The organism is Pandoraea norimbergensis (assembly GCF_001465545.3).
In the GTDB taxonomy this organism is placed as follows: Bacteria; Pseudomonadota; Gammaproteobacteria; order Burkholderiales; family Burkholderiaceae; genus Pandoraea; species Pandoraea norimbergensis.
This window is the reverse complement of the sequence record NZ_CP013480.3, coordinates 5832388-5850631: the sequence shown is the minus strand read 5'-3', so window position 1 is coordinate 5850631 and position 18244 is coordinate 5832388. Positions and strand designations below refer to the sequence as shown.

Genomic DNA, 18244 nt, shown 5'->3' with positions numbered 1-18244 from the left:
CTTTAACAATTTAGAAGAAGTAGTAGTACAACGGAAACGCGTTAGAGATGGCGCGTGGAAATTGTACGGGTTGTGATTGTATCAACTAGTATTTAAGTGATCGAAAGATGACTTGGAATACGGCACAACGCTAAAACTCAACCTGTAACGAGACATTCTCGTTATAGGGTCAAGCGAATAAGTGCATGTGGTGGATGCCTTGGCGATTACAGGCGATGAAGGACGCGATAGCCTGCGAAAAGTTGTGGGGAGCTGGCAAATAAGCTTTGATCCACAAATGTCCGAATGGGGAAACCCGGCCCGAATGGGTCATCCTAGACTGAATACATAGGTCTAGTGAAGCGAACGCGGCGAACTGAAACATCTAAGTAGCTGCAGGAAAAGAAATCAACCGAGATTCCCAAAGTAGTGGCGAGCGAAATGGGACCAGCCTTCAAGATTTAGCACCGGTGTTATCAAAACGGAATGGAAAGTCCGGCCATAGTGGGTGATAGCCCCGTATGAGAAAACCCTGGTGTGGAACTAAGCTTGAGAAAAGTAGGGCGGGACACGTGAAATCCTGTCTGAAGATGGGGGGACCATCCTCCAAGGCTAAATACTCGTAATCGACCGATAGTGAACCAGTACCGTGAGGGAAAGGCGAAAAGAACCCCGGGAGGGGAGTGAAATAGATCCTGAAACCGCATGCATACAAACAGTCGGAGCCTCGTAAGGGGTGACGGCGTACCTTTTGTATAATGGGTCAGCGACTTACATTCAGTGGCAAGCTTAACCGAATAGGGAAGGCGTAGCGAAAGCGAGTCCGAATAGGGCGTTCAGTCGCTGGGTGTAGACCCGAAACCAAGTGATCTATCCATGGCCAGGATGAAGGTGCGGTAACACGTACTGGAGGTCCGAACCCACTAATGTTGAAAAATTAGGGGATGAGCTGTGGATAGGGGTGAAAGGCTAAACAAACTTGGAAATAGCTGGTTCTCTCCGAAAACTATTTAGGTAGTGCCTCGTGTATCACCTTCGGGGGTAGAGCACTGTCATGGTTGAAGGGTCCATTGCGGATTACTTCGCCATAGCAAACTCCGAATACCGAAGAGTGCAATCACGGGAGACAGACATCGGGTGCTAACGTCCGGTGTCAAGAGGGAAACAACCCAGACCGCCAGCTAAGGTCCCTAAATATTGCTAAGTGGGAAACGAAGTGGGAAGGCTAAAACAGTCAGGAGGTTGGCTTAGAAGCAGCCACCCTTTAAAGAAAGCGTAATAGCTCACTGATCGAGTCGTCCTGCGCGGAAGATGTAACGGGGCTAAGCAATATACCGAAGCTGCGGATGCGAGCTTGCTCGCATGGTAGGAGAGCGTTCTGTAAGCCTGTGAAGGTGTCTTGTGAAGGATGCTGGAGGTATCAGAAGTGCGAATGCTGACATGAGTAGCGATAAAGGGGGTGAAAGGCCCCCTCGCCGTAAGCCCAAGGTTTCCTACGCAACGTTCATCGGCGTAGGGTGAGTCGGCCCCTAAGGCGAGGCAGAGATGCGTAGCTGATGGGAAGCAGGTTAATATTCCTGCACCGTCGTATGATGCGATGGGGGGACGGATCGCGGAAGGTTGTCCGGGTGTTGGAAGTCCCGGTCCCTGTATTGGAGAAGGCGCTTAGGCAAATCCGGGCGCGGAATTCAAGGATATGGGGCGAGTGAACTTGTTCACGAAGCAATTGGAAGTGGTTCCAAGAAAAGCCTCTAAGCTTCAGTCATACGAGACCGTACCGCAAACCGACACAGGTGGGCGAGATGAGTATTCTAAGGCGCTTGAGAGAACTCGGGAGAAGGAACTCGGCAAATTGGTACCGTAACTTCGGGATAAGGTACGCCCTTGTAGCTTGACTGGCCTGCGCCAGGAGGGTGAAAGGGTTGCAATAAACTGGTGGCTGCGACTGTTTAATAAAAACACAGCACTCTGCAAACACGAAAGTGGACGTATAGGGTGTGACGCCTGCCCGGTGCCGGAAGATTAAATGATGGGGTGCAAGCTCTTGATTGAAGTCCCGGTAAACGGCGGCCGTAACTATAACGGTCCTAAGGTAGCGAAATTCCTTGTCGGGTAAGTTCCGACCTGCACGAATGGCGTAACGATGGCCACACTGTCTCCTCCCGAGACTCAGCGAAGTTGAAGTGTTTGTGATGATGCAATCTACCCGCGGCTAGACGGAAAGACCCCATGAACCTTTACTGTAGCTTTGCATTGGACTTTGAACCGGTCTGTGTAGGATAGGTGGGAGGCTTTGAAGCAGGAACGCTAGTTTCTGTGGAGCCATCCTTGAAATACCACCCTGGTTTGTTTGAGGTTCTAACCTAGGTCCGTAATCCGGATCGGGGACAGTGCATGGTAGGCAGTTTGACTGGGGCGGTCTCCTCCCAAAGTGTAACGGAGGAGTACGAAGGTACGCTAGGTACGGTCGGAAATCGTGCTGATAGTGCAATGGCAAAAGCGTGCTTAACTGCGAGACTGACAAGTCGAGCAGGTGCGAAAGCAGGTCATAGTGATCCGGTGGTTCTGTATGGAAGGGCCATCGCTCAACGGATAAAAGGTACTCTGGGGATAACAGGCTGATACCGCCCAAGAGTTCATATCGACGGCGGTGTTTGGCACCTCGATGTCGGCTCATCTCATCCTGGGGCTGTAGCCGGTCCCAAGGGTATGGCTGTTCGCCATTTAAAGAGGTACGTGAGCTGGGTTTAAAACGTCGTGAGACAGTTTGGTCCCTATCTGCCGTGGGCGTTGGAAGTTTGAAGGGGGCTGCTCCTAGTACGAGAGGACCGGAGTGGACGAACCTCTGGTGTACCGGTTGTCACGCCAGTGGCATCGCCGGGTAGCTATGTTCGGAAGAGATAACCGCTGAAAGCATCTAAGCGGGAAACTCGCCTTAAGATGAGACTTCCCTAGGAACTTGATTCCTTTGAAGGGTCGTTCAAGACCAGGACGTTGATAGGTCAGGTGTGGAAGCGCAGTAATGCGTTAAGCTAACTGATACTAATTGCCCGTAAGGCTTGATCCTATAACCAGTGTGTTTTGTGCTGGTGTGAGTTTGCGTGTGCCCATAACGAGGCTGATACGCTCACAACCCAACTACATGTAGTACTACGCTTCTTCTGAATTGGTTTTGTTGCACCTAGTGCAGCAGAACATACAAGTTATGCCTGATGACCATAGCGAGTTGGAACCACCCCTTCCCATCCCGAACAGGACCGTGAAACGACTCCACGCCGATGATAGTGCGGATACCCGTGTGAAAGTAGGTAATCGTCAGGCTCCCCTAAAGACCCCTTGCTACAACGCGTAGCAAGGGGTTTTTGCTTTGCGCGTTCGGAATTCGATAGCGTCGCGGCATCGCGTGATGACGGATCAAATCCTGCCATAAAACACCGTGCCGAGCTCAGATCGAGCAACTGGCACGTGCCGTGACGTCCATCGAGTTCTTGGCACCAACCACAGCACGTCAGTGCATCTGGCGTCTACAAAGGCCCACAAGGCGCGCCTATAAGGCCAACGCGAAGCGACTACGAGCCGCCTGCGGGCCTGATGCTCTCCGGGCTGGGAGCTAGAGGCCGGCACGCCTGCCGAATGAGGGCTTCCCGGCAGGGTGGCTGGGCGAGTCGGATGAGCCGCTACGCCGGTGCCCATGGGTAATGTGCCCTGGCCCTCGTTGATGGCATGCTAAGCCATGCAGACAGCACATATTCGGACGATCACGATGCTTCCAGGCCCTGTCAGTGCCAGCGGCAGGGCCGTTGATGCGACATCGCCGGCGCCAGACGCGCAACGCGACCGTCTGCGGAGGTGTTGCGAGGAATTGCGCTTCGCGCCTCGCTGCGCCGGGGTGACCTGGGCTTGCTTCCGGGGCGAGCGCCGCCGCAAATTTGTGAGTTATCGACGAAAATTTGCGGCTTTGCTTTGTCGTCTCGATTCCCAAGAAAATCAAAGACTTGCCGCACGGATCGAAAAAAATCGCAGCAGCAGGCACAAAAACTGCTCTTTTAATGCGTGGAAGGTGTTGACAAGGTAGGGCGACATCTCCATAATTGCAAATTCTCTGCGGAGGGGTGCCCGAGTGGCTAAAGGGGGCAGACTGTAAATCTGTTGGCTTACGCCTACGTTGGTTCGAATCCAACCTCCTCCACCAGAATGCGGAAGTAATGAGCGCCGGAAGTTCCGGCGCTCATTATCAAGGAAGCGAGAGTCGGAATCCAAGCGGGTGTAGCTCAATGGTAGAGCAGAAGCCTTCCAAGCTTATGACGAGGGTTCGATTCCCTTCACCCGCTCCAGGTGACGCGCAGACGCAGAAGAAGTAAAGGTTTCGCCCATGTGGCTCAGTGGTAGAGCACTCCCTTGGTAAGGGAGAGGTCGGCAGTTCGATCCTGCCCATGGGCACCACTAGATAGTGTGAAGCGCGGCAATCAACATGCCGAGCAACTCGGCAATAGATAACCCGTTAGGAGTTGGAAATGGCAAAGGAAAAATTCGAGCGGACTAAGCCGCACGTGAACGTCGGCACCATCGGTCACGTTGACCATGGCAAGACCACCCTGACGGCCGCTATCGCAACGGTTCTGTCGTCGAAGTTCGGCGGCACGGCTAAGAAGTACGACGAAATCGACGCAGCGCCGGAAGAAAAGGCACGCGGTATTACGATTAACACCGCGCACATCGAGTACGAAACGGCTAACCGCCACTACGCACACGTTGACTGCCCGGGCCACGCCGACTACGTCAAGAACATGATTACCGGTGCTGCGCAGATGGACGGCGCAATCCTGGTTTGCTCGGCCGCAGACGGTCCGATGCCGCAAACGCGTGAGCACATCCTGTTGGCCCGCCAAGTTGGCGTGCCGTACATCATCGTGTTCCTGAACAAGTGCGACATGGTCGACGACGCCGAGCTGCTCGAGCTGGTCGAAATGGAAGTTCGTGAGCTTCTGACGAAGTACGAATTCCCGGGCGACGATCTGCCGATCGTTAAGGGTTCGGCCAAGCTGGCGCTGGAAGGCGACAAGGGCGAACTGGGTGAAGTGGCAATTCTGGCGCTGGCTGAAGCGCTGGACACGTACATCCCGACGCCGGAGCGCGCCATCGACAAGGCATTCCTGATGCCGGTTGAAGACGTGTTCTCGATCTCGGGCCGTGGCACGGTGGTGACGGGTCGCGTTGAGTCGGGCGTGGTCAAGGTCGGCGAAGAAATCGAAATCGTGGGCATCGTGCCGACGGTCAAGACGATTTGCACGGGCGTTGAAATGTTCCGCAAGCTGCTCGACCAAGGTCAAGCAGGCGACAACGTGGGTATTCTGCTGCGCGGCACGAAGCGTGAAGACGTCCAGCGTGGTCAGGTTCTGGCCAAGCCGGGCTCGATCAAGCCGCACACGGACTTCACGGGCGAGGTCTACATTCTGTCGAAGGACGAAGGTGGTCGTCACACGCCGTTCTTCAACAACTACCGTCCGCAGTTCTACTTCCGTACGACGGACGTGACCGGTTCGATCAGCCTGCCGGAAGGTAAGGAAATGGTCATGCCGGGCGACAACGTGTCGATCACGGTCAAGCTGATCGCTCCGATCGCCATGACCGAAGGTCTGCGTTTCGCAATCCGCGAAGGTGGCCGTACCGTCGGCGCCGGCGTGGTTGCTACGATCGTTGCCTAAGCCGGTCCTTTAAAGGTCCGCGCTTACGGGGGTCAGCTTTTGGCGGCTGGCCCCGCTGCTGTTTTAGGGGTATAGCTCAACTGGCAGAGCGTCGGTCTCCAAAACCGAAGGTTGGGGGTTCGATTCCCTCTGCCCCTGCCAAACAACTGTCTGCAAGCTGGAAATGGCGAATTCTCCCGTAGAAACTGTACGTACGACTGGCGACAAGCTGCTGTTGGCTCTGGCCGCGCTGCTGGTTGTTGCTGGTGTCGTGGCGTTCTACGCCTTGGAGCAACAAGCACTGTATGTGCGCGTTGCTGCCATTGTCGTCGTTCTGGCAATTGCCGCAGGTGTTGGATTGGCATCGCAAACCGGTAAGGGCTTCATGGCCTTTGCCAAGGATGCGTATCGGGAAGTGGGTAAGGTCGTTTGGCCGACCCGTAAAGAGGCCGCTCAAACGACCGCGATTGTCTTCGCGTTCGTCATCGTTATGGCGCTGTATCTCTGGATCAGCGACAAGACGATTGAATGGGCAGTGTTCTCTTTAATTCTTGGCTGGAAGTGATATGTCTGATACCGGGGCTGCACCGAGTAAGAAGCGCTGGTACGTCGTTCATGCGTATTCCGGCATGGAAAAGAGCGTAGCCAAAGCGCTTCGCGAGCGCATTGCGCGCGCAGGGATGGAAGATTATTTCGGCGAGATCCTGGTCCCGACCGAAGAAGTTGTAGAAACCAAGGGTGGCCAGAAGTCGGTCACCGAACGTCGTTTCTTCCCCGGCTATGTGCTGTGCGAGATGGAAATGACGGATGAGACGTGGCACTTGGTGAAAAACACCGCCAAGGTCACCGGCTTCGTCGGCGGAACGGGCAACCGTCCGACGCCGATTCGTCAGGCCGAGGTCGACAAGATCATGTCTCAAATCAAGGACGGGGTGGAAAAGCCGCGTCCCAAGACGTTGTTCGAAGTGGGCGAGTTTGTTCGAGTCAAGGATGGTCCTTTCACGGACTTCAACGGCTCGGTCGAAGAAGTGAACTACGAAAAGTCCCGCCTACGTGTTTCCGTCACCATTTTTGGACGGGCAACTCCGGTAGAACTGGAGTTCGGACAAGTCGAAAAGATCTAAGAATAAGATGCGCCGGACAACGTCCGGCGCGTTTTTGCGTTGGTGACAGTCGTCGCCGAGGAGCGTCAGTAGCCCGTTTTATGGTGAACGCGCGCTATGACTCAACCCCGAATATGCGCCACATATTCGTTCCGGAGTAAACCATGGCAAAGAAAATCATCGGCTTTATCAAGCTGCAGATTCCTGCAGGTAAAGCCAACCCGTCGCCCCCCGTGGGCCCGGCACTGGGTCAACGCGGCCTGAACATCATGGAGTTCTGCAAGGCGTTCAACGCCCAGACGCAGGGCCTCGAACCGGGTCTGCCGACGCCGGTGGTGATCACCGCCTTCGCGGACAAGAGCTTCACGTTCGTTCTGAAGACCCCGCCGGCAACCGTGCTGATCAAGAAGGCTGCCAAGCTCGACAAGGGCTCGGCCAAGCCGCACACCGATAAGGTGGGCAAGATCACCCGCGCACAAGCGGAAGAAATCGCGAAGACCAAGATGCCTGACCTTACCGCTGCCGATCTGGACGCTGCGGTTCGCACCATCGCTGGCAGCGCACGTTCGATGGGCATCACGGTGGAGGGTCTGTAATGGCTAAGATCTCTAAGCGTCAACAAGCATTGGCCGCCAAGGTCGACCGCAACAAGCTGTACCCGGTCGGCGACGCTCTGGCTCTGGTCAAGGAATGCGCAAGCGCCAAGTTCGACGAGTCGATCGACGTCGCCGTTCAACTGGGCGTGGATGCAAAGAAGTCGGACCAAGTGGTTCGCGGTTCGGTCGTTCTGCCGGCTGGTACCGGTAAGTCGGTTCGCGTGGCCGTTTTCGCCCAAGGCGAGAAGGCTGAGCAAGCCAAGGCTGCCGGCGCTGAAATCGTCGGTATGGAAGACCTGGCTGAGCAAATCAAGGCCGGCAAGATGGACTTCGACATCGTGATCGCTTCGCCGGACACGATGCGCGTTGTCGGTACGCTGGGTCAGATTCTCGGCCCGCGCGGCCTGATGCCGAACCCGAAGGTTGGCACGGTGACCCCGGACGTCGCTACGGCAGTGAAGAACGCCAAGGCAGGTCAGGTGCAATTCCGCGTCGACAAGGGCGGCATCATCCACGCCACGATCGGTCGCGCATCGTTCGAAGCAGCTTCGCTGCAACAGAACCTGTCGGCACTCCTGGAAGCCCTGACGAAGGCCAAGCCGGCCTCGAGCAAGGGTGTCTACCTGCGCAAGATCGCCCTGTCGAGCACGATGGGCGTTGGCGTGCGTGTGGACCAGACGTCGCTGTCGGCCTAAGCGCCAGACGCGGCGAGCGGCACTGCAAAGTATCGCAATCGCAGGGTGATGGCGTCCCCTGCGATGGCTTTAGATCCTAGAGATCGATAGCCAGCAGCAAAAGACTTTGGGCGAAAGCGGGTTCCTCGGAAAACGCTTTCGGTTATCAAAGACCGTTGGCGGGAATGGGCATTCACTGACACTCCCTTAATACGCCAGCCAACGCAGATGGCGAACCCGAACAAGTATGCAGTCACGTCATTGCGCACGGGCAACCGGCGCGGTGATTGAAACTCCAGACATGTCGGTAAGCCGTTAGTGGAACGGCATCACCATGAGGTGATGTCAATTTTGGAGGTTAACCGTGGCACTTAATCTTGATGATAAGAAAGCCGTCGTGGCAGAAGTTTCGGCGCAAGTCGCCGGCGCTTCGACCATCGTTGTGGCTGAATATCGCGGAATCACGGTTGGCGATCTGACGAAGCTTCGCGCTACCGCGCGTCAGCAAGGCGTCTACCTGCGCGTTCTGAAGAACACGCTGGCACGCCGCGCAGTGGAAAACACGGCGTTTGCTGACCTGGCTGAACAGATGACCGGTCCTCTGATCTACGGTATCTCGACGGATCCCGTAGCCGCTGCGAAAGTCTTGAACGACTTTTCGAAGGGCAACGACAAGTTGATCTTGAAGGCCGGCTCGTACGACGGCAAGGTGATGGACAAGGCTGGCGTGCAAGCGCTGGCGTCGATCCCGAGCCGCGACGAACTGCTCGCGAAGTTGCTGGGTGTCATGCAAGCGCCGGTTTCCGGCTTTGCTCGCGTCCTGGCTGCCGTGGCCGAGAAGAAGCAAGCGGAAGCTGCTTAATTCTCGTCCCGGTTACACGATCGCTGACTTCGGTCCGAACACAATCTAGGAGTTTTACAAATGGCAATCACTAAAGAAGACATCATCGAAGCCGTTGGCTCGATGTCGGTTATGGAACTGAACGACCTGGTTAAGGCGTTCGAAGAAAAGTTCGGCGTGTCGGCAGCTGCTCTGTCGGTCGCTGGCCCGGCAGGCGCAGGCGGTGCTGCTGCTGCTGCTGAAGAGCAAACCGAATTCAACGTCATCCTGACGGAAGTCGGCGCAAACAAGGTCGGCGTCATCAAGGCCGTGCGCGAACTGACCGGCCTGGGCTTGAAGGAAGCCAAGGATGTGGTTGACGGTGCTCCGAAGGCTGTCAAGGAAGGCGTCGACAAGGCTGCTGCTGAAGAAGCCAAGAAGAAGCTGGAAGAAGCCGGCGCCAAGGTCGAAGTTAAGTAATTCGACTGCGCGCGTAGGGAAGGCTGGCGACGAAAAGTCGTCAGCCTTTTTGTGCTTTCAGGCGTTGCAAAACCCACATCCCGTGTGCGGTATTCGAAAGCCGGCGCAGAAAAGCGCCAAGTGGTTGAAGTCAAACAAGTTTTAGTGATGGCTGTGTGAATCGTGGCGTTTGAAACGCGCGTTACACACTGAGAGAGGCCAAAGAAAAGATCGCGCCGTGAAAGTTAGGGCGGTTCTTCTCTTTGTCTTCTGAAGCGACTGCAGAAGGCAAGTTTGGTCGGGCGACGGGCAACACAGGCATCCGTCGCCGTCAGCCAGCGGTTGGTAGCGGCCAACCACCAAGCTCGTTGCTCCATGGCAAGCCCGCCGTGGAGGACGTCTGGTCTCAGTCGATGAACACCCGTTGGCGATGCCTGCCGTCGTCGTCACCGTAGTGATTCGGAGATCGTAATGCACTATTCCTTCACCGAGAAGAAACGCATTCGCAAGAGTTTTGCGAAGCGTCCGAACGTGCACAAGGTGCCGTTTTTGCTGGCTACCCAGCTCGCCTCGTACACATCGTTCTTGCAGGCCGAAGCGCTTGCATCGGAGCGGAAACCGGAGGGTCTGCAAGCGGCCTTCTCCTCCATTTTCCCGATCGTTTCTCACAACGGGTTCGCACGCCTTGAGTTCGTCAGCTATTTGCTCGGTACTCCCGCGTTCGATGTCAAGGAATGTCAACAGCGCGGCCTGACTTTTTGCTCGGCTCTGCGCGCCAAAGTTCGTCTGGTGATCCTGGATAAGGAATCGCCGAACAAGCCCGTCGTCAAGGAAGTCAAGGAACAGGAAGTGTACATGGGCGAAATTCCGCTCATGACGTCCACGGGTTCCTTCGTCATCAATGGCACGGAGCGTGTCATCGTCTCGCAGCTGCACCGTTCGCCGGGCGTGTTCTTCGAACACGACAAGGGCAAGACGCACAGCTCGGGCAAGTTGCTGTTCTCTGCACGTATCATCCCCTACCGCGGCTCGTGGCTGGACTTCGAATTCGATCCGAAGGACATCCTGTACTTCCGCGTTGACCGCCGTCGCAAGATGCCGGTCACGATCCTGCTCAAGGCGATTGGCCTGACGCCGGAACAGATCCTCGCGAACTTCTTCGTGTTCGACAACTTCAAGCTGATGCCGGAAGGCGCGCAGATGGAGTTCGTGCCGGAGCGTCTGCGTGGTGAAGTGGCGCGTTTCGACATCACCGATCGCGAAGGCAAGGTCATTGTCCAGAAGGACAAGCGCGTCAACGCCAAGCACATCCGTGATCTGGAAAACGCCAACACCAAGTTCATCTCGGTGCCGGAAGACTACCTGCTCGGCCGCGTGCTGGCGAAGAACGTGATCGACGCCGATACCGGCGAAGTGATCGCTAACGCCAACGACGAAATCACCGAAAGCGTGCTGCTCAAGCTGCGCGAGTCGGGTGTGTCGGATATCCAGACGCTCTACACGAACGATCTGGACCAAGGTCCGTACATCTCGGCCACGCTGCGTATCGACGAAACCGCCGACCGTACCGCCGCGCGTATCGCGATCTACCGCATGATGCGCCCGGGTGAGCCGCCGACCGAAGATGCGGTCGAGGCCCTGTTCAACCGTTTGTTCTACAGCGAAGAAGCGTACGACCTGTCGAAGGTGGGTCGTATGAAGTTCAACCGCCGTGTCGGCCGTGATGACGTGCTCGGCCCGATGACGCTGGAAGACGACGACATCCTCGCGACGATCAAGATCCTGGTGGATCTGCGTAACGGCCGCGGCGAAGTGGACGATATCGACCACTTGGGTAACCGTCGTGTGCGTTGCGTCGGCGAACTCGCCGAGAACCAGTTCCGCGCCGGTCTGGTGCGTGTCGAGCGCGCTGTGAAGGAACGTCTGGGTCAGGCTGAGTCGGAAAACCTGATGCCGCACGACCTGATCAACAGCAAGCCGATCTCGTCGGCCATTCGCGAGTTCTTCGGTTCGTCGCAGCTGTCGCAGTTTATGGACCAAACCAACCCGCTGTCGGAAATCACGCACAAGCGTCGTGTTTCCGCACTGGGCCCGGGCGGTCTGACGCGTGAGCGTGCCGGCTTCGAAGTGCGCGACGTGCACCCGACTCACTACGGTCGCGTGTGCCCGATTGAAACGCCGGAAGGTCCGAACATTGGTCTGATCAACTCGCTGGCACTGTACGCCCGCCTGAACGAATACGGCTTCCTGGAGACGCCGTACCGCAAGGTGGAAGACGGCAAGGTCACCGACCAGATCGACTACCTGTCGGCCATTGAAGAAGGTCGTTACGTGATCGCTCAGGCGAACGCGTCGATCGGCGCCGACGGCTCGCTCACCGACGAACTCGTGTCGTCGCGTGAAGCCGGCGAAACGCTGATGGTCACGCCGGACCGCATCCAGTACATGGACGTGGCCCCGTCGCAGATCGTCTCGGTCGCCGCCTCGCTGATTCCGTTCCTTGAACACGATGACGCGAACCGCGCATTGATGGGCTCGAACATGCAGCGCCAGGCCGTGCCTTGCCTGCGTCCGGAAAAAGCCGTGGTGGGTACGGGTATCGAACGTACCGTGGCAGTGGACTCGGGTACGACGGTGCAAGCCTTCCGTGGCGGCGTGGTGGACTACGTCGACGCAGGCCGTGTGGTGATTCGTGCGAACGATGACGAAGCACTGGCCGGTGAAGTCGGCGTCGACATCTACAACCTGATCAAGTACACGCGTTCGAACCAGAACACCAACATCAACCAGCGCCCGATCGTAGAAGTGGGCGACAAGGTGGCGCGCGGCGATGTGATCGCCGACGGCGCGTCGACCGATCTGGGCGAATTGGCGCTGGGTCAGAACATGCTGATCGCGTTCATGCCGTGGAACGGCTACAACTTCGAGGATTCGATCCTGATCTCGGAGCGAGTCGTTGCGGAAGACCGTTACACGTCGATCCACATCGAAGAGCTGAACGTTGTCGCTCGCGACACGAAGCTCGGACCTGAAGAAATCACGCGCGACATCTCGAACCTGGCGGAAGTGCAACTGAGCCGTCTGGACGAGTCGGGCATCGTGTACATCGGCGCAGAAGTCGAAGCCGGTGACGTGATGGTGGGCAAGGTCACGCCGAAGGGCGAAACCCAGCTCACGCCGGAAGAAAAGCTGCTGCGTGCGATTTTCGGCGAGAAGGCTTCGGACGTGAAGGACACCTCGCTGCGCGTGCCCTCGGGCATGAGCGGCACCGTCATCGACGTGCAGGTGTTCACGCGTGAAGGTATCCAGCGCGACAAGCGTGCTCAACAGATCATCGACGATGAACTGAAGGGCTACCGCCTGGACCTGAACGACCAGCTGCGTATCGTGGAAGGCGATGCATTCCAGCGTCTGGAGCGTTTCCTGGTGGGCAAGTCGGCCAATGGCGGCCCGAAGAAGCTCGTCAAGGGCACCAAGATCACCAAGGAATACTTGGCCGATCTGGACCGCTACCACTGGTTCGACATCCGTCTGGCCGAAGACGAAGGTGCGCAACAGCTCGAACAGATCAAGGAATCGATCGAGCAGAAGCGTCACCAGTTCGATCTGGCCTTCGAAGAGAAGCGCAAGAAGCTCACGCAAGGCGACGAACTGCCGCCGGGCGTGTTGAAGATGGTCAAGGTGTACCTGGCCGTGAAGCGCCGTCTCCAGCCTGGCGACAAGATGGCCGGCCGTCACGGTAACAAGGGTGTGGTCTCGAAGATCGTGCCGATCGAAGATATGCCGTACATGGCCGATGGCCGTCCGGCAGACATCGTGCTCAACCCGCTCGGCGTGCCGTCGCGGATGAACGTGGGTCAGATTCTCGAATCGCACCTCGGCTGGGCAGCGAAGGGTCTGGGTTGGCGTATCGGCGAAATGCTGCAAGCGCACACCAAGGTCCAGGAAGTTCGCAAGTTCCTGACGAAGATCTACAACGAGAGCGGTCAGCAAGAAGATATCGACAGCCTGTCGGACGACGAGATCATGTCGCTGGCGCGCAACTTGCAGAACGGCGTGCCGTTCGCAACGCCGGTGTTCGATGGTGCGCACGAAGAGGAAATCCGCCGCATGCTGGATCTGGCTTTCCCGGATCACATTGCGAAGGGCCTCGGCATGACGCCGTCGAAGAACCAGGTCACGCTGCACGACGGCCGTACCGGCGAAGCGTTTGAGCGTCCGGTCACTTGCGGCTTCATGCACATGCTGAAGCTGCACCACTTGGTCGACGACAAGATGCACGCGCGTTCGACCGGTCCGTACTCGCTGGTGACGCAGCAGCCGTTGGGCGGTAAGGCTCAGTTCGGTGGTCAGCGTTTCGGTGAAATGGAAGTGTGGGCACTGGAAGCTTACGGCGCATCGTACGTGCTGCAAGAAATGCTGACGGTGAAGTCGGATGACGTGAACGGTCGTACGAAGGTGTACGAAAACCTCGTCAAGGGCGATCACGTAATCGATGCCGGCATGCCGGAATCGTTCAACGTGCTGGTCAAGGAAATCCGTTCGCTCGGTATCGATATCGACCTGGAGCGCGGTTAATCGCGTTCAGGTACATAGGAGAAAGCAATGAAAGCTTTGCTCGATCTATTCAAGCAAGTCCAGCAGGACGAACAGTTCGACGCGATCAAGATCGGTCTGGCTTCGCCGGACAAGATCCGCTCGTGGTCGTTCGGTGAAGTCAAGAAGCCGGAAACGATCAACTATCGGACGTTCAAGCCCGAGCGTGATGGTCTGTTCTGCGCAAAGATCTTCGGTCCGATCAAGGATTACGAATGCCTTTGCGGTAAGTACAAGCGTCTGAAGCACCGTGGCGTGATCTGCGAGAAGTGCGGCGTGGAAGTCACGCTGGCAAAGGTGCGTCGCGAACGCATGGGCCACATTGAGCTGGCCTCGCCGGTCGCTCACATCTGGTTCCTGAAGTCGCTGCCGTCGCGTCTGGGCATGGTGCTCGACATGACGCTGCGCGACATCGAACGCGTGCTGTACTTCGAAGCCTACGTGGTGATCGAAGCGGGTATGACGCCGCTCAAAGCGCGGCAGATCATGACCGAAGAGGATTACTACAACAAGGTCGAGGAATACGGCGACGAATTCCGTGCCGAAATGGGCGCGGAAGGCGTGCGTGAACTGCTGCGCGCGATCGACATCGATTCGGAAGTCGAGCGTCTGCGCGAGGAGCTCAAAGTCACGGGCTCGGAAGCCAAGATCAAGAAGTTCGCCAAGCGCCTGAAAGTGCTCGAGGCATTCCAGCGCTCGGGCATCAAGCCCGAGTGGATGGTGCTCGAAGTGCTGCCGGTGCTGCCGCCCGAACTGCGCCCGCTGGTGCCGCTCGACGGTGGCCGCTTCGCGACCTCGGACCTGAACGATCTGTATCGCCGCGTCATCAACCGTAACAACCGTCTGAAGCGTCTGCTCGAGCTGAAGGCACCGGACATCATCGTGCGCAACGAAAAGCGCATGTTGCAGGAGTCGGTGGATTCGCTGCTCGATAACGGTCGTCGCGGCAAGGCCATGACGGGTGCCAACAAGCGTCCGCTCAAGTCGCTGGCCGACATGATCAAGGGCAAGAGCGGTCGTTTCCGTCAGAACTTGCTCGGTAAGCGCGTTGACTACTCGGGCCGTTCGGTGATTACCGTGGGCCCGACGCTCAAGCTGCACCAGTGCGGCCTGCCGAAGCTGATGGCGCTCGAACTCTTCAAGCCGTTCATTTTCCACAAGCTGGAAGTGATGGGCGTGGCCACGACGATCAAGGCCGCGAAGAAGGAAGTCGAGAACCAGACGGCGGTGGTGTGGGACATCTTGGAAGAGGTGATCCGCGAGCATCCGATCATGCTGAACCGCGCACCGACGCTGCACCGCCTGGGTATTCAGGCGTTTGAGCCGGTGCTGATCGAAGGCAAGGCAATTCAGCTTCACCCGCTGGTTTGCGCGGCGTTCAACGCCGACTTCGACGGTGACCAGATGGCCGTTCACGTGCCGCTGTCGCTCGAAGCGCAGATGGAAGCGCGTACCCTGATGCTGGCCTCGAACAACGTGTTGTTCCCGGCTAACGGCGATCCGTCGATCGTGCCGTCGCAGGATATCGTGCTGGGTCTGTACTACGCGACGCGTGACAAGATCAACGGCCGCGGCGAAGGCATTTCGTTTGCTGACGTCTCGGAAGTGCTGCGTGCGTACGACAACAAGGAAGTCGAACTGGCTTCGCGCGTGAACGTGCGTATCACCGAGATGGTTCACAACGAGGACACCTCGGAAGGTGCGCCGAAGTTCGTGCCGAAGATCACGCTGTACCCGACGACTGTCGGCCGCGCGATTCTGTCCGAAATTCTGCCGCCGGGGCTGCCGTTCTCGGTGCTGAACAAGTCGCTCAAGAAGAAGGAAATCTCGAAGCTGATCAACACGGCGTTCCGCCGTTGCGGTCTGCGCGAGACGGTGATCTTCGTCGACAAGCTGATGCAGTCTGGCTTCAAGCTCGCAACGCGTGCCGGTATCTCGATCTGCGTCGACGACATGCTCGTCCCGACGAAGAAGGAAGAGCTGATCGGCGAAGCGTCGAAGAAGGTCAAGGAATACGACCGTCAGTACATGTCGGGTCTGGTCACGGCGCAAGAGCGTTACAACAACGTCGTGGACATCTGGGGTGCGACCGGCGACGCCGTGGGCAAGGCCATGATGGAACAGCTCTCGACGGAAGAAACGGTCGATCGCGATGGCAAGACCGTGCGTCAGGAATCGTTCAACTCGATTTACATGATGGCCGACTCGGGTGCTCGCGGTTCGAGCGCTCAGATTCGTCAGCTCGCCGGTATGCGTGGCCTGATGGCCAAGCCGGACGGCTCGATTATCGAGACGCCGATTACCGCGAACTTCCGCGAAGGCCTGAACGTGTTGCAGTACTTCATCTCGACCCACGGTGCACGTAAGGGTCTGGCGGATACGGCACTGAAGACGGCTAACTCGGGTTACCTGACGCGTCGTCTGGTGGACGTGACGCAGGATCTGGTCGTGGTCGAAGACGATTGCGGCACGAGCAACGGCGTAGCAATGAAGGCGCTGGTCGAGGGCGGTGAAGTGGTCGAAGCCCTGCGTGACCGTATTCTGGGTCGCGTGGCCGTGTCGGATGTTGTGAATCCGGAAACGCAAGAGACGGTGTACGAGGCCGGCACGCTGCTGGACGAAGACGTTGTCGAAACGATCGAATCGCTGGGTATCGACGAAGTGCGCGTGCGCACGCCGCTGACCTGCGATACGCGTTACGGTCTGTGCGCACTGTGCTATGGCCGTGACCTGGGTCGCGGTTCGCGTGTGAACGTCGGCGAAGCCGTCGGCGTGATCGCAGCACAGTCGATCGGTGAACCGGGCACGCAGCTGACGATGCGTACGTTCCACATCGGTGGTGCGGCATCGCGTGCGGCAGTGGCCTCGTCGATCGAAGCCAAGTCGAACGGTACGGTTCGCTTCACGGCAACGATGCGTTACGTGACGAATGGTCGCGGTGAGCAGATCGTGATTTCGCGTTCGGGTGAAATCCTGATCACGGATGATCACGGTCGCGAGCGCGAGCGTCACAAAGTGCCGTACGGCGCAACGCTGCTGCATCTTGACGGTTCGCAGGTCAAGGCCGGTACGCAACTCGGTACGTGGGATCCGCTGACGCGCCCGATCATTACCGAACACGGCGGTTTCGCCCGATTCGAGAATGTCGAGGAAGGTGTCACGGTTGCCAAGCAGATCGACGATGTGACGGGTCTGTCCACGCTGGTCGTGATCGATCCGAAGCGTCGTGGTCCGGCGTCGAAGAACGTGCGTCCGCAGGTCAAGCTGCTCGACGAAAATGGTGTGGAAGTGAAGATCCCGGGTACCGATCACGCTGTGACGATCGGCTTCCAGGTGGGCGCACTGATCACCATCAAGGACGGTCAGCAAGTGCCGGTGGGTGAAGTGCTCGCACGTATCCCGACCGAAGCGCAAAAGACTCGCGACATTACCGGGGGTCTGCCGCGTGTGGCCGAACTGTTCGAAGCACGTGCACCGAAGGACGCCGGCATTTTGGCCGAAGTCACGGGTACGACGTCGTTCGGTAAGGACACCAAGGGCAAGCAGCGTCTGGTCATTACCGATCTGGACGGCAACCAGCACGAGTTCCTGATTCCGAAGGAAAAGCAGGTGCTGGTGCACGACGGTCAGGTGGTGAACAAGGGCGAAATGATCGTGGACGGCCCGGCCGATCCGCACGACATTCTGCGCTTGCAGGGTATTGAGGCACTGGCACGTTACATCGTCGACGAAGTTCAGGACGTGTACCGTTTGCAGGGTGTGAAGATCAACGACAAGCACATCGAGGTGATCGTTCGCCAGATGCTGCGTCGTGTGCAGATCGTCGATTCGGGCGATACGCGCTTCATCACCGGCGAACAGGTCGAACGCTCGGACATGCTCGACGAGAACGACGCCATGAACGCTTTGGACAAGCGTCCGGCGCAGTACGAGAACGTGTTGCTGGGTATTACGAAGGCGTCGCTGTCGACGGACTCGTTCATCTCGGCGGCATCGTTCCAGGAAACGACGCGCGTGTTGACCGAAGCCGCCATCATGGGCAAGAAGGACGACCTGCGTGGCCTGAAGGAAAACGTCATCGTCGGCCGTCTGATCCCGGCAGGTACGGGTCTGGCGTATCACAAGGCCCGCAAGGCCCGCGAAACGTCGGATCGCGAGCGTCACGACCAGATCGCTCTGGAAGAGGCGTTTGCCCCGATGCCCGCATCGGTGGAAGAGCCGACGGCAGAGTAAGGTGGCAGGCGGCGCCGACGAAAACCGGCGCTGTCACCTCTGACTTTGTTGCGACAGAAGTTGATGTAAAAAACGGCACCCTTTGCGGGGTGCCGTTTTT

9 protein-coding genes, 4 tRNA genes and 2 rRNA genes are annotated in these 18244 nt (G+C 57.7%); all 15 read left to right on the top strand.

Features of this window, described 5'->3' with window-relative positions:
* Positions 1-167: 167 nt before the first annotated feature.
* Positions 168-3046 (top strand): 23S ribosomal RNA (locus AT302_RS25685).
* Between the two features lie 141 nt (positions 3047-3187).
* Positions 3188-3300: ribosomal RNA gene (gene rrf, locus AT302_RS25680) — 5S ribosomal RNA — on the top strand.
* A 785-nt stretch (positions 3301-4085) separates the two neighbouring features.
* A tRNA-Tyr gene (locus tag AT302_RS25675) sits at positions 4086-4171 on the top strand.
* A gap of 68 nt (positions 4172-4239) precedes the next feature.
* Positions 4240-4313 (top strand) — tRNA-Gly (locus tag AT302_RS25670).
* A gap of 34 nt (positions 4314-4347) precedes the next feature.
* Positions 4348-4422 (top strand) — tRNA-Thr (locus AT302_RS25665).
* A gap of 71 nt (positions 4423-4493) precedes the next feature.
* Positions 4494-5684, top strand: a complete 1191-nt coding sequence (gene tuf, locus AT302_RS25660) for an elongation factor Tu (RefSeq protein ID WP_058376384.1) — start codon at positions 4494-4496, stop codon at positions 5682-5684.
* A 65-nt stretch (positions 5685-5749) separates the two neighbouring features.
* Positions 5750-5825: transfer RNA gene (locus tag AT302_RS25655), tRNA-Trp, on the top strand.
* A gap of 22 nt (positions 5826-5847) precedes the next feature.
* The gene (gene secE, locus AT302_RS25650) at positions 5848-6228 is read left to right on the top strand and encodes a preprotein translocase subunit SecE (RefSeq protein ID WP_058376413.1); all 381 of its coding nucleotides are present in this window, start codon (positions 5848-5850) and stop codon (positions 6226-6228) included.
* A gap of 1 nt (position 6229) precedes the next feature.
* The gene (nusG, locus tag AT302_RS25645) at positions 6230-6787 is read left to right on the top strand and encodes a transcription termination/antitermination protein NusG (protein ID WP_058376412.1); all 558 of its coding nucleotides are present in this window, start codon (positions 6230-6232) and stop codon (positions 6785-6787) included.
* 143 nt (positions 6788-6930) lie between these two features.
* Complete coding sequence (gene rplK, locus AT302_RS25640) at positions 6931-7362, top strand: 50S ribosomal protein L11 (protein WP_058376411.1); 432 nt, start codon at positions 6931-6933, stop codon at positions 7360-7362.
* A complete protein-coding gene (gene rplA / locus AT302_RS25635; RefSeq protein WP_058376410.1) occupies positions 7362-8057 on the top strand; it encodes a 50S ribosomal protein L1 in 696 nt (231 codons plus the stop codon). The genes rplK and rplA overlap by 1 nt, the downstream gene beginning before the upstream one ends.
* A gap of 343 nt (positions 8058-8400) precedes the next feature.
* The gene (gene rplJ / locus AT302_RS25630) at positions 8401-8898 is read left to right on the top strand and encodes a 50S ribosomal protein L10 (protein ID WP_058376409.1); all 498 of its coding nucleotides are present in this window, start codon (positions 8401-8403) and stop codon (positions 8896-8898) included.
* 60 nt (positions 8899-8958) lie between these two features.
* Positions 8959-9336 (top strand): 50S ribosomal protein L7/L12, encoded by a 378-nt coding sequence (rplL, locus tag AT302_RS25625; protein ID WP_058376408.1) that lies wholly within the window; start codon positions 8959-8961, stop codon positions 9334-9336.
* Positions 9337-9786: 450 nt separating this feature from the next.
* Positions 9787-13893, top strand: coding sequence for a DNA-directed RNA polymerase subunit beta (gene rpoB, locus AT302_RS25620; protein ID WP_058376407.1), 4107 nt, complete (start codon positions 9787-9789; stop codon positions 13891-13893).
* 27 nt (positions 13894-13920) lie between these two features.
* Entirely contained in the window at positions 13921-18144 is a 4224-nt protein-coding gene (gene rpoC, locus AT302_RS25615; protein WP_058376406.1) for a DNA-directed RNA polymerase subunit beta', read from the top strand.
* Positions 18145-18244 lie beyond the last annotated feature (100 nt).